The following is a 13,914-nucleotide window of genomic DNA, read 5'->3' as shown; positions in this document are numbered from 1 at the left end:
TTTCAGTTCATTAAACCAAAATAGCTATTGTCTGGTTTTTGGTTTAGTGAGCGTATTTAACGTAATTCACTTGTTAACTGCGGGCGTATAATATTGATTTATGTGCACGGTGTAGTTTGCAATCGAGATATTGACATTGCCTAAAATTAATGGCGCATCAATAAGCCATTTTTCTGGAATCCATCTGCCTGTTCAATGCGTTGACCATCAACTTCACCATCTACGGGGTAAATGGCCACAAAAATTACAAGTTTGTAGCCGTATTCGTATTAAACTCTGCCGCCAATATATCTTCCTTTCTAAGTATAAACCCATCTTCAACAATTGGTGCCAACGTAAATAGTGTTTGTGATCAGGAAAAATCGGGTTTGTGCACAGAATATACGGTATTGGTTTTTGGAAAAAATGAACATACGCTCATTCATACTAACTTTGTTGGCAAAGAGGAAACTGTAATTTGAATCCGTTTGGCAGGTCGTCAAATCAGAACTGTCTACCAAATCTGCTTTAGCAGTGTCCTATGTTTGCAGTCCGAAAGTATGAGAAAGATGAATTGCATTTATCTGCAAATTATTTTGGAGATCTGGTTAAAAAAGAAACCGGCAGATCTGCACAAAAATATATTCAGGAGAAGTTAATTAATTGTGCCAAAAACAAAATTGATGAGATTTCTGGCAAATCTATAAGTGAAATTGCTTACGCATTGGGTTTCAAATACCCGCAGCATTTTACCCGTTTATTTAAACAAAAAACCTGCATAACGCCAAATGAATACCGCAGTTTAAACTGATTTTTTATAACAAAGTGATGTAGCTTTGAAACCTATAAAGCTCTAAATCTATGTGCGGTTAGATTATTTTGTTCGTGACAAATTCATTAGCTTACACCCATGGAATCTAAATACTGGCCGGCAATTACAACTGCGTATGCGGGTTTTAATGCGAGAGAAATTGATACTGTTTTTTCTGTTATGAACAGAAATATACATTGGCCAAAGGCTTTTGAAGGCGGGTACGTAATTGGCCTTGATGCCGTACGCGCATATTGGACTAAACAGTGGAGTGAAATTAATCCGAAAGTAACGCCTGTTGCACTTAATGAACGTACCGACGGAAAAATTGAGATTCTTATCGATCAATTGGTTAAAGATCTGGATGGTAATATTCTCTTTGACGGACAAACAAAACACGTTTACATTTTTGAAAACGATCGCATTTCACGTATGGATATTGAAAATATTTAGACTAAAATTTGGATAGATCTAAGGCAATTGCATTTTTGATTTTATTGCCTGAGGCACAACCAACTGCACTAGAAAGAATAAAAAACTTATCTGCCAGTTGAACGTTATCTTCTTCAATTGATAAATTTAATTCATCGTTTTACACTCCAACCAACTCAAGACGAATACTTAAATACCGGAAAACTAAACATACTGGCTTAAAAAAAATAGCCTAACTAATATAAACGCTACTTAATGAACGCCCTCAAAACAAAAGACATCTGTAAAATCATGCAACTAAAAACACACGGTTATTATGCGCTTCTTATTTTCTGGTGGGCAATCTTAACAAGGCAATCTATCTAAATCCATCATCAAATCCTACCCTATGTCTTCCAATCTAAAAAAATTTCTCTTTCGGTCTGTTCTCGTATTACTGTTTATCCATCTGGCCTATTTTATTTACGGCTACATCCATTTTAACGGCGTCAAAAACATCAATATTTACACAGAATTTTACCGGTTTAAATTTTATGATGAAGTGTCTATTTCACATTTTTTCGTAACGGGCCTGTATTTACTTGTTGTATTGATTTTATTGATCCGAAACCATTCCAAAGTACGTTACAGCGCTAAAACATTACTTAGTCTTGGCTCGATATTGCTATTTATAGTGTGTTTATCGCTTAGTTTTTTCATCAGCTACAGCTTCGGCATGAATGCCAGATTGAAAACAGAATTGCCAGAAAAAACGTTCAATGCCGATAAAAGCTTGCTCAATGTTCTGAATCCTTTTTTATATCCTCAAGGCGCATATAATTCAGAAAAGTTATTCAAAATTACGAATATTCTGTACCCAAAACCTTATCCGGTAATGGAGCAACAGGATACTTTATATTATGACCAAAACAATCCGGAATCTTTAAACTTGCACACCGTTTATTACGGCATTGATACGTTAAAACTGCTTACATCGAATTACGAAAAACTCAAAAAATCTGCAGACGCAGTCACTGACGTTTTGGGTTTTGGGAAAGCAGAACTGGCGAAACGCACAATTTCAATAAAATCCATAAAAGACAGTACCGAAATAATTTACAAAGGCCAGGAAGTGAATCCTCAATACGATGAAACAGTATGTATTTTTCTGGAAAACAATAACCTGATCAGTGCAATAAACGGTTTAAGCATTAAAGATCAGGAACGGCAAAATGCGGTTAAGCGGTATCAATTGCTGTATGCTGCAAAGCCCGACTCCTTACTTCTCGCTTTCAAACAGTTAGACACTTTACTTAAAAAGTATCATGTAGAATCGGCGATAAAACCAGAAGAACTTACGAAAGATGCGGTTCGCATCCGAAATCAGGAGCAACAGGCGCTGGATGAAATCAGAAATTCGTTTGACAGAAATAAATTGGTTGAACAAATAACAACGTTGGATAGATTGTTTTATGAGCCTAATTTTTTCCATCCATCAATCCGGATGATTTCTGTTTGCGTACTTTTTGCCACCTGGATTTTTGGTTTTTTAATTTTTTTGCTCGCAAATTACAAAAGAAAACCAAAGCTTTAGAGCAGTTCCCTAACGGATTTTAATCCCTCAGTTTCAAACACAAAACGACCAGGTTTAGTGGAAACCTGGTCGTAAAATATTTACTTCGCCAAAAAATCCAGCACAATTTTATTAAACACTTCTGGTTTTTTCTGCGGCAAATAATGATCTGCGCCGGGCACAATATTCAGCTCGGATGTTTTGATATGAGCATGAATGAGCGCCGTATGGCTTTTCTTGATAACATCAAATTCTCCGGCAATGATTAATGTAGGAACCTTAATTGCATCCAATTCGGTTGGCTGGATGTGAGGTTCTTCTAACACCAATTTTGTAAGACGCAATTGATTTTGAGATTCCGCATCGCGATAGGCCATCAAACTATCCCTACGTTTTTCGAATATTTGAATAATTTCTTCTTTTACAGCGCCCGGCCCGGGAAAAAGATTTGCCCCCATCAAAACCATTTTGTTAATTTTTTCGGGATGTTTTAGTGCAAATGTAATTGCCGTATTTCCTCCATCACTCCAACCGAGTAAGTTGGCCGTTTTAAGTCTGAGTGAATCCATCAAAATGAATAAATCATCTGCAAAACGTGCATAAGTATAAGGATTGATTTCGTTATTGATGCTGTTGCCATGTCCCCGCGTATCTATAGCGATAACCTTATACTGCTCGGATAGTGGTGCAATCTGGTTCCTGAAAGAATTTATAGATTCATTATTTCCATGAAGAAGAATTAACGGTTGCCCCTTTCCATAAGTTTCGTAATAAATTTCTCCGTCAGAAACCGGAATACGCTTGCCTTTGGAATTCCCGTATTGCAAAGGAGAAAATTCGGCATCATTGTCCGTTAACTCCTGAGGAGATTCACTTTCTTCTTTATTTTCACTATCCTTCGCATTTTTAAAGACCGATGCTTCTATTCCAACAAGCAGTTGTGAATTGGATACTTTTTGCCACAATGCTTCACTTTTCATCCGATAGAAACTAGAGCGCAACGGACTTGGAAATGATGGAATATAAAATGCTTGCATGCTCGTATCGCCGGGCAGCGCCTGTGTATCTACAACTGCCAGAGAAACGGCAATTTCTTTTCTGCCCTTTAGCTGTATCTGGTATTTGCGCAGGTCTATGCTTTCTATAGCTGGCATGCCCAGGGCTGATGAACCTGCAATGTCGAATATCAGATCGCGGTTTAGTAAAGATCGATCGGGAAATCCGTCTTTCACATCATAAATATTTAGTCTCAGCTTTAATGCGGCAAAATGTCTTCTATTAATCCTTAAATTTAATTTCCTCAGGTAAATATCGCGGTCTACCTTCAAAATTATGGCCTGTTCTCTTCCCTTTTCGTCACTGTATTTTGGTATCGTTTTATACATCGCTGGAAAGAAAATAAGCTGAGCAGACCAGCGTCCGTAACTTTTGATTTTTCCTGGTTTTGCATGTATTCCAACCGTTTTAAGCATGTGAGGAAGTTCTTTCAGCAAGATAATTTTATCTGCATGCAAAAAATTATTAAAGCTCATTTTAACGGTCTCATATCCAACAGATGAAAAAACAATAGAATCTGCGTCTGAGATTTCGGCGTCGCGATAAGACAGCTTATAATGCCCCAAAGAATCGGAAACGGTACCAATTGCTTTATTTTTTATTCCAATACTAACATAGGGAACCGATAACCGAGATGTTTCGTTGATTACTTTTCCTGTGTGATTTTGAATTTGTGCCGTTGCTTTTCGATTAAAAAATAAAAATAGGGAAAGCATGCACAGAATAATTTTATATGCACGAATAGAAAATTTGGGGAAGTTTCGCATAGTATAGGGTTATTTGCGATGAAGATGCAATTTTAACGTGTATGGTTGCACAGCTAAGCTGTTTTTCCAGAATTTGCATAAAATGTTTGAGCGAAAATTTCGATTTACACGTCAGAAAACAATTTTGATCTTAGATGATTTTACCGAAAACTAGTTATGAATCCAATAGTATTTTAACTTAAATCAAGCGGATGTAAGCTATAACCATCATCATCAACCTATAAAATAATGGAAGAAATACTTCGATTCATTAAAAACTATATTGTAAATAATACAGTTCTTATGATTATTGAATTATATGAACATAGGAATTATTGCGCACTTAAAACATCCCATTAGAAAGCCATACATGGGAGGGCTGGAAGCATTTACTTACGAAGTAACTAAACGACTTATCAAAAGAGGTCACCAGGTTACATTATATGCGAGCGAATTGTCTGATCCAGACTTGAATGTAAAGGTTATTTTAAGTGATGTAGATTACGACCGCGAAACTTTTAGCCGATTTCGTTCTCACGAAATGTGCGAAGATTTTATCTCTACACACCATGCGTATCTTGAACTGATGCAAGACATTGATAGTTCTAAACATGATGTTATTTTTAACAACAGTTTAAATTATGTCCCTGTGACGATGTCTACAGTCACCCGTACCCCAATGGTCACGGTTTTGCACACGCCACCCATTTTCGAGATGAAAAGGGCAATGTCACAAGAACGAAAAACGGGAAAAATTAGATATGTCAGTGTATCTAAGCCCAATGCTTTAGCTTGGGAGCCGTTTTTAAATACCTGCGAGGTCATAAGCAATGGTGTCGATATGGAGGATTGGCAATACTATGATAAACCAGATGGTAATTACGTTATTTGGTTCGGAAGAATACATCCGGACAAAGGTACACATCTGGCTATCCAGGCAGCTAGACTTGCAGGATATCCGATCAAACTTGCAGGAAGTATAGCGGATTTTAATTACTATGAAACCTATGTAAAACCCCTTCTGAATTCTGATGTAGAGCTTTTGGGCAATTGTAGTCACGATGAATTGAATCATCAGATTGGAAATGCACGTTGTTCAGTAATCACTCCTTGCTGGGAAGAACCATTTGGGTTGGTCGTGGCAGAAAGCCTCGCCTGTGGTACGCCAGTTGCTGGGCTTTCCCGTGGGGCACTACCCTATCTGGTCACTAATGGAACAGGTTGCCTGACAAACAGCAATGACCCGGCGGAACTTGCTGCGTGTATTGCCGGTGCAGTGAAGATGAGCCGTGCCGAATGCCGCCGCCATGCGGAAGAAAGCCTGGATATTGAACGCATGATCGATGCTTATGAAGCGCTGTTATGCGACTCGGTAAGTTGCTTAGCCTGATATGGAGATTGCCTTTTACGTTCATCACCATGGCGCAGGCCACTTCATGAGATCCCTGGCCATTGCTACCGGTCTTAAAGGCTGCCAGGTCACTTTTTTAGGAAGTGGATTACATAAATACAAATCACAAATACCAGATTGGATCCAGGTTATTGAGCTGCCTATCGATACCCCTACAGAAGCGGATAAAGATATTCCCAATCCCGGTTTAGAAGGTCTTCATTATGCACCGCTAAATATTTCCGGGCAATTAAAAAGAGTGGCTCTAATCACCAACTTTTTTGCGAGCCGTAAGGAGATATTGCTCGTCGTGGATGTTTCAGTTGAGATTGCAATGCTTGCCCGACTCTGCGGCGTGGCAACAATTGTAGTCAGGCAGCATGGGGAACGCAATGATATGCCCCACCGAATTTGTTATCGAAATACAGTTGGCCTACTTGCTCCATATCACGAACGCATGGCAGGGCCAGGTCCTGAATGGATCGAAAAAAAAACCTTTTATACTGGCGGCTTTAGCCGATTTAATCTCCGTAAGGATTCCAGTAATCCCGATCAGCGGCAAGTAGCGGTCCTCATCGGTAGCGGTGGTACCAGTATCAATCAAAGTTTCTTAAAAAAACTTTCCGTCCAATGCCCGTCCTGGACTTTCCACGTGATTGGAGATATTGATATAAAAATTAACCCCTCCAACCTACATTTTCATGGGAGAATAAATGACCCTAGTCCTTTATTAAACCGCTGTTGCATTGTTATTGGCAATGCCGGGCATAATACTGTGATGGAATGTGCATCATTGGATAAACGTTTCATTGCCATTTCCGAGGAACGCCCCTTTAATGAACAATTTCATAAGGCACAAATTATTGAAGCGATGTCACTGGCTGTACATATTCGTGCTTCTCAGATCGCAGAATTCGACTGGGAGGAAATATTAGAGAAATTACTGACCACCCGCCCCGATTGGAACGGATTTATGCGCAGCGACGCAGCGCAAAGAGCAGCAAACTACCTTATAAATAGCCATAGAAAACTGTTTTCAGCGGATTAAGTAGCTTTCAATGCCTGCTGAATTTCCTGTTCTGATGGCATGCGAAGGAGTTCCAGGTGCAGCCTCGTCCAACTAATCATACCCCTTTGTTGAAATTTTTTGAGCCATCCCTCCATTGGCCACATCCCCCACTTTTCGCGGAATGTTTTTGCATTACTGATGATGTCTATCAAATGGTTAATTGGTGGATCATAACTTGGATGGTATTGGTGAAAAGCCATAGCATTAACGGTCTTCATCTCAACACCGGATGATCTTGCAGAAAATGCAAAATCGGTGTCTTCTGCACCATACCCCGTAAAAAATTCATCAAATCCACCAATCCGGTTAAAAACAGTTTTACTGCACGCAAAATTGATTGACCAGAAAAGCGCATATGGGTATTGATCAATCCCCTCCCTTACCGGATCTGGCATACTATATTCCACCATTTTTTCAAAAACGTCGATTTTTTCCATCGCATGAGCAGAAAGGTAACGTACTTTACCTGAAAACAGTAGGTCATCCTGGTTGAAAGCTTTGCGATAGACGCAAAGAAAATCTATCGCCGGAATACAATCTGCATCAAGAAATATCACCTGTTCAAAACGCGCTGATTTTATGGCCAAATTACGCGCAGCTGCTAAGGGCAGCTTGTGCCCACTATGCAATACATGTGCATGAACAGGAAAAGTTGTAGTAGGAAGAGAATATGGTACTTCGTTCATATGGATGACAATAAGCTGTGCAGGTTTTGTTGTGCAACGCTCAAGCCCCCTGATCATATTAAGAAGCGCAGCACGCCGGTTTTTAACGATGGTAACCACTGAAATATTCATATTACAACCAACCTTCCTGGCACCTAAAAAGTTTTGGGCAAAATGACCATTGAGTTGAAAATTCTGCACAACCCTACACCAATCAGCAAGAAGTTCTTTAGTTATTTCAGGCCATGCTGACCGCAAATTTTATTGTAAGGCTTTAGCATTACAGCTTCTTATAAACAAATAAAGCATCGATGACTTTCTTTTTTTTCTCAACGGAGAGCGTACTAAACCGTATTTTGTTGAAGGGATTTTAGGAAAATTTTTATAAGCGCTAAGTAAATCATTAACCTATCTTGGAAATGCTAACCACCAAACTTAAAAAGTATTTTCTCAAAAATGAGTAAATACGATTGACCACCAACCGATAGAAATTTAAGTAGAAGTAGACAGGATTGAAAAATAATTATTAATCAAACACTAAAAAAGCAATCGTGATGTTTCAAAATTTTCAACGTACTCTTCTATGTTAATTTCCTTCGGAAACTAATGCATCCAATTCCGGCTAAAACGACTGCAATCAATGGAATATAATCATCAATAGGACATTGCCTGATACTGTAACTGGCTAAAAAGCCATTAAGATTATACTCACCGGCATTATTCGGGTTGGGATTTGGAGCCGTTGCTGCCCCTGCTTTTCTTTGCGCCCAGCATACGGTTCCGGGCGAAGTCGTATTGCCTAGAAAAGCAGCATATTGCGTAGAGGTCGATGCTCCAGTTGGACATGTAGTGTTGTAGCTAACATTGCTAAAAAAACGTGTAGGTGTTCCTGTTGAACCTGTTTCCTTTTGATAAAACATCTGCGGAGAAGAAACGCCAAGAGTAACATAACACCCTACAGATTGAGCACAGGTACTAACTGCCGAACATACCACGAGTATGAACAGCGCAAATAAATGACCGGGGATAGACATGGTGTCAAATGTACACTTTTTAGCCAATCTGTATGACGAAGCATACATCATTATAATGTATTTTTTCGGTTAAGCCGAAGGCTAGTCGTGTCAATTTGCTAGAGCATTAAATCAATTTAATTTCATTTTGATTAAAAGATTTCATCAAACGAAGCAGCACGTCACTTTTAAAGGCTGCCTCTACATAAATATTATTGATCCAAACCAATATCTTTAATTCCACACTGTCTGCACCAATATTATTGACCAATATTTCAGGTTGCAAATTTGTGACCACATGTTCAGAGCCTTTAATCGTGTCCATAATTATTTTCTGAAGCTGATCAATATCCGTAGCAGAACTCGTTTTAATCAACAGTTCAGATTTCAAGTAATCATTGCTTAAAGTCCAGTTGACGAGTCTTCCGGAAAGGAGATCACCATTTGGGATGATAACCTCTGAGCCCTGAGGAGTCAGTAATTTACTGGAGCGGATCCCAATATCCTGAACCTTGCCTTTTTTATCTGCCAATTCTACATAATCACCAATCCTGAAAGGTTTTTCAAAAATCAGAATTATTCCCGAAACGAAATTGTTCACTATATTTTGCATTCCCAGACCAATACCAACACCCAGTGCCCCCAAAACAACGGTCAACTTGTCCATGGGTAGTCCTGACGCGGTAAATGCAAGCAGTAAGCCAATGACAATGATAATTAATCTGAAAAGCGCTACTTTTGAACCTTTATGATCGCTGGCTCCATCGAAACTAACCCTTTGCTCTCCGAAAAAAACCGGCACGTGCTTTTGCAGTTTATTAGAAACGTAAATGATGGCCACAAAAAACAGCACGTTTCCAAGCGAGAAATGAATGCTTCCGAAATTACGTTGTTTTGAAAGTATTGCATTGAGCAGATCACTTACTCCTGCGGTTACACTCAAATTGATAAATAACACCATTACCCAAAGTAAAAAGCAGAGGTAGGTCAATAGTTTTTTCAGTTTTGATTTTAAAGCCTGGGGATTGATACGGGAAAACAGGCCTTTATTGCAGGAACTGATTTTGATTTGCAATTCAAATGCATCAAGGATAATCTGAACAAATACAGCAAGCCCGATAATTTGCGTGAGGCTAATGATCCCTGCCATTCCAAATGTCTTTGCAAGACTGATTCTCCCAAATATATTTAAGAGTATTGCAACCGCATTAAGCAACACCAATAAGCTGATCACCAATTTAAAAAACCTTTTTGGGAATTGCTGAATTTTAACTTTCCGGTATATCCTTATGCCTAAAATGAGGAAAAATAAGTGAATACCCAGTAAAAATAGTCGTGGTAATAAGCCCTGACTGATTAGTCCAGATGAAAACACGAGGATAAAAAAGCCTGCAAGGAGCGTTAACCACAAGTGCAAAGCCTCTCTGGACAATATTTTCCTTAAATGTATAGTGATCAATACAACTTGCAACAATTGAATCAGTTCAATATAAATTGACGGGGCATCTGATAAGAAGGCAGGAAAGATGCTTAACAGCACGATGGTGCTGGCCATAAAAGGAAAGGCGCGCAAATAATCGAATTTCATCTCCCCTATTTTCCGTTTCACAGACAAACGCTGGGCGGTTCTAAAATTGCGGTGAACCCAGATGAAAAAAGCCAATATGACAAGTAAAACAAGAATGGTCATATCCAGAGATGAACCAAGATAATATAGCATAATTTCTGTCTGACCAACAAACGTATCTGATAATCTGTTCCCGATTTGTTTCAGATCGAATAACCTCCAGGGAGCCGCCCAAAGATATGGCACCTCCTTGTTGGCTGCAATTTTTCCAGAACGATCCAGTTGTTCATCGAGTCTAACCTGAAGGTCATTGACCGCAATAGTCATCGCAGAATTGTCGGCAAGAAGCGCACTTACCAAAGACAAGTTTTTGCCCGTAACTTCCCCAGCATTCTGTAAGCGAATTTTTATCTGATCCAACTGAGGCTTGTACAGAGATTTTTGTGAATTTCCGTCGGCTGTTTGCAGAAGTGAATCAGCACTCAAGTCTACAACTTTTTGAGACATTCTCTGAAGCTCAGATGTGTATTTCATTAATCTCGAAGATACTGAAGTGAGTTCCGTTAAAATATCTTTGAGGATGAGTTTATAGCTAAGTAAGCTTCTGTTCTCAGTATTATCTTTGCCAGTATCTAAATCCCTTTTTACAGAAGCAATGCTGGATTTGAGTGTATTTAAGCGTTCTTGTATCTCTGCAGCGTTATAACCTTTTTTATTGGCAGCATTAATTTCGGTAATAGCAGCCTGGGCGGTTTGAATTCGAAAAAGTAAAGTATCAGGAATAACCTGAACGGAATCGACTTGATTTTTTAGGGAATCCTGCGCTCGTGAGGTTAATGCGAAAAATAGAACAAAAAAGAAAATAAGGCTAAGGAGATTATTGTTGGGGATAAATTGGCGCATAGGTGAATGATAAATAAGTTCATATCTTAAATCAGACCATATCCATAAACACACATAAACGAAATCAGAACTTCGTTATATTTTTATTTTCTCAGAGGTCTGAATAATGTTCAACAACTATTATCCATACAAAGTTTACCAAACGCTCAGTTTGGAATATTTGGGTTTTAAAGAATTCTTTAAGCCCGAACATAATTTTACGCACAGTGACTACTCCCTGGTTGGTAAATAGTTCTGAATCAATTGGCCCATCCGTGCCGTGCTTTCTTTTTACAGTAAAAAACTGTGCTGCTCATTTTGAGAATTATAATTTAAGGTGTAATCCTTTGATACGCATTATTTATGCTTTTATTTGCGAGATGTATAATAAAGCCTTAAATTCTATTGGTGTTTTTTCGCCGTGGGAAAAGACACTATTCGAGCAGAAAACGACTATACGAAATGTCATTAAAAATGAGATCCTGCTTCAAAAAGGTGAGGTTTGCTCAAAAATATACTTCTGTTTGCGCGGTTCACTGTTGCAAAGTGATCCGCACGATGATTTCAATCCGACTATAATAGATCTTCATCTGGAAAACGAATGGATAGTAAACCAATCCAGCTTCGTAGGCCGGCAGCCCTCTAGTTATACAATTTCTGCTTATACAGACGGAGTACTACTCGAACTGAGTATTGAATCTATACATGAGTTAATTAGTAAATCAACATCATTCCTTCAACTCAACAGAGTCTTTGAAAAAAGCCTCTCAAGAGTAGCGTTTTTTGACAACTCTTACACTCCACTAGAGAAATATCAATCTATTTTGAATACCAGACCACAATTGATTCAGGTATTTCCATTAAAAATAATCGCTTCATATTTAAAAATAACGCCTGAAACATTAAGCAGGGTTCGGGAAAAAATCATTCGTCGATAGGTTATTACTTGATTGGAATCAAGTTGCATTTTCAACAGTCCTAACTACCTTTGTTAATAAAATTTTATTATGACGACTAAAATAAGCGCAATACGTCCGTTTGTCGGAGCAAAAGATTTCGACGTTTCCAGGGATTTTTACCTATACCTGGGTTTTTCCGAAATATCTTTAGATTTAAAATTGTCTCTTTTTCAAAATGGTAACATAGGATTTTATCTGCAGGATGCTTTTGTAAAGGAATGGCTGGATAACACGATGTTATTTTTCGAGGTAGAGGATTTGGAACAGAGTTATCATCATCTAAATAATTTAAACTTTACAGATAAATTTCCAGGAACCAGGTTGAGTAAAATAGTACAAAATGATTGGGGCAGAGAGTGCTTCGTACACGATCCGTCTGGTATTTTATTACATTTCGGGGAGTTTCATAAACGATGATGAACTTTATCAGAAAACAGTGACTGAATAATGTTTTTGAATTAAATTTCTACATAAAAATGTATACTTCTATCATAAGTTTCATTTATGTACATTGGAAACGAGCCAATAGCTATCGATATAACCGTTTTGTAAATTAAACACAATGATTCATTAAAAGAATTTGGCATTGCCATTGAAGGTTTATACGTCCTTTATTATTTTTATTTGATTTGAGCACATTAATGTTTTCAGAAGAAGATAGATTTTGCGCCATTGTTGAAAACCGATGCTAATTCCCTATGGGCTGTCTAAATAAATTATGATATATTTAAAAAACTACATCCCACATGAAAACCAAAATCTTAATTGCACTCAATCTATTGCTGCTCATGAGCTGTTCCTCTAACTCCCAGGACTTATCAACCGTTGATTTTTCCAATGACGGCGCAGCCTATCTGAATAATCTTGACCCCTCCAGAAAAGAAGAACAAAAAGGCCACTATGAGGCAGTGATTCATGGAGAGAAGGCAGATTTTAAACTTATTGATAATGGGGAAAGGGTGATCAACTACCTTTTCATTGGACAAAAGAGCTTAGGCAGGATTAACTTCGCAGGGCTAGCGATAAAGGAAAACACGGGCGCAACTATGAGCGTCTATCAGGATAAAATCGCATTTATGAGGCTTCAGTTAAAAAACGAAGACAGTTTTCAGCTGCTGGATATCCTGAAAAAAAAACTCGGCAGTCCTTCGGAAATTATTAGCAGTAAAGACAACCATTATGATGCGAACGATAAATCGCAACAGTTATTGCTGGAAAAGCTACCTAAAGAAACCAAAAAAACTAAGGATGATCTACTCGACGAATATTACCTTAGCTATCCTGAAAATTTTATCTGGAATAGAGGTGAAATAATTTATCAACTAACTCTTATACCATCCGGTAATATGGTCGACAATCAGCTTGTTATCATCTCAAAAAAAGCATTTAAGGATAAGATTATTATTGGTTACCATAATCCTGATCAAGATCCTATCTTGAAAAAATATGTGAAATAATTGAAAATCAGCTTCAATGGGATGAGTTTCGGAAGTCAGCATCTTAATGATGTACTTGGCCGAAGCGAGCGATCAGGTATATACGGAATTTACTCATTGGATAATTTACATGGTGAAATGGCTCCTAATCGATAGAAATAAGTAATTCCAGAATGGACAAGTCAGTTCCACGAGCAAAACATTTGGTGTAGTTTTTATTTTTATTACTGAAGATCAAGTAGTTTGATACTTTTATTTATAAATACTTAGCCAAGTAATATTGAATTTGCCGATCAGAACTAGACATCTTAATAATTCAATTCAAAATGAGGTTAGCAGGTCTCTTGTTCCTGTAAG

The 13,914-nt window shown here is 38.1% G+C and carries 11 protein-coding genes; 7 read left to right on the top strand and 4 right to left on the bottom strand.

Annotation, left to right across the window (positions count from 1 at the left end):
• Positions 1–520 precede the first annotated feature (520 nt).
• From ACJVDH_RS06105 to ACJVDH_RS06095, 3 genes are all read left to right on the top strand, one after another.
• Positions 521–790: a helix-turn-helix domain-containing protein gene (locus tag ACJVDH_RS06105; protein ID WP_443946673.1), complete on the top strand. Its 270-nt coding sequence runs from the start codon at positions 521–523 to the stop codon at positions 788–790.
• A 99-nt stretch (positions 791–889) separates the two neighbouring features.
• Positions 890–1,243, top strand: a complete 354-nt coding sequence (locus tag ACJVDH_RS06100; protein WP_443946672.1) for a nuclear transport factor 2 family protein — start codon at positions 890–892, stop codon at positions 1,241–1,243.
• Between the two features lie 367 nt (positions 1,244–1,610).
• Positions 1,611–2,795, top strand: coding sequence for a hypothetical protein (locus ACJVDH_RS06095; RefSeq protein ID WP_443946671.1), 1,185 nt, complete (start codon positions 1,611–1,613; stop codon positions 2,793–2,795).
• Positions 2,796–2,875: 80 nt separating this feature from the next.
• Here the strand turns inward: ACJVDH_RS06095 and ACJVDH_RS06090 are convergent, their stop codons facing one another.
• The gene (locus ACJVDH_RS06090; RefSeq protein WP_443946670.1) at positions 2,876–4,546 is read right to left on the bottom strand and encodes an alpha/beta fold hydrolase; all 1,671 of its coding nucleotides are present in this window, start codon (positions 4,544–4,546) and stop codon (positions 2,876–2,878) included.
• Between the two features lie 349 nt (positions 4,547–4,895).
• Here ACJVDH_RS06090 and ACJVDH_RS06085 point away from each other — a divergent pair, with 349 nt between their 5' ends.
• Entirely contained in the window at positions 4,896–5,966 is a 1,071-nt protein-coding gene (locus ACJVDH_RS06085; protein ID WP_443946669.1) for a glycosyltransferase family 4 protein, read from the top strand.
• A 1-nt stretch (position 5,967) separates the two neighbouring features.
• Complete coding sequence (locus ACJVDH_RS06080) at positions 5,968–7,014, top strand: glycosyltransferase (RefSeq protein WP_443946668.1); 1,047 nt, start codon at positions 5,968–5,970, stop codon at positions 7,012–7,014.
• Here ACJVDH_RS06080 and ACJVDH_RS06075 read toward each other — a convergent pair.
• The 3 genes from ACJVDH_RS06075 to ACJVDH_RS06065 form a co-directional block, all read right to left on the bottom strand.
• Positions 7,011–7,832, bottom strand: a complete 822-nt coding sequence (locus ACJVDH_RS06075; protein ID WP_443946667.1) for a glycosyltransferase family 2 protein — start codon at positions 7,830–7,832, stop codon at positions 7,011–7,013. The genes ACJVDH_RS06080 and ACJVDH_RS06075 overlap by 4 nt on opposite strands.
• A 449-nt stretch (positions 7,833–8,281) precedes the next feature.
• The gene (locus ACJVDH_RS06070; protein WP_443946666.1) at positions 8,282–8,785 is read right to left on the bottom strand and encodes a hypothetical protein; all 504 of its coding nucleotides are present in this window, start codon (positions 8,783–8,785) and stop codon (positions 8,282–8,284) included.
• A 55-nt stretch (positions 8,786–8,840) separates the two neighbouring features.
• Entirely contained in the window at positions 8,841–11,183 is a 2,343-nt protein-coding gene (locus ACJVDH_RS06065; protein ID WP_443946665.1) for a mechanosensitive ion channel family protein, read from the bottom strand.
• 326 nt (positions 11,184–11,509) lie between these two features.
• Here ACJVDH_RS06065 and ACJVDH_RS06060 point away from each other — a divergent pair, with 326 nt between their 5' ends.
• Both ACJVDH_RS06060 and ACJVDH_RS06055 read left to right on the top strand, forming a co-directional pair.
• Positions 11,510–12,100, top strand: a complete 591-nt coding sequence (locus ACJVDH_RS06060; protein ID WP_443946664.1) for a Crp/Fnr family transcriptional regulator — start codon at positions 11,510–11,512, stop codon at positions 12,098–12,100.
• 767 nt (positions 12,101–12,867) lie between these two features.
• Positions 12,868–13,578: a hypothetical protein gene (locus ACJVDH_RS06055; RefSeq protein WP_443946663.1), complete on the top strand. Its 711-nt coding sequence runs from the start codon at positions 12,868–12,870 to the stop codon at positions 13,576–13,578.
• Positions 13,579–13,914 lie beyond the last annotated feature (336 nt).

The sequence above is a fragment of the Pedobacter terrestris genome (genome assembly GCF_052343045.1).
Classification (GTDB): domain Bacteria; phylum Bacteroidota; class Bacteroidia; order Sphingobacteriales; family Sphingobacteriaceae; genus Pedobacter.
The sequence above is the reverse complement of the archived record's forward strand: the minus strand, read 5'-3'. Positions and strand labels throughout refer to the sequence as shown.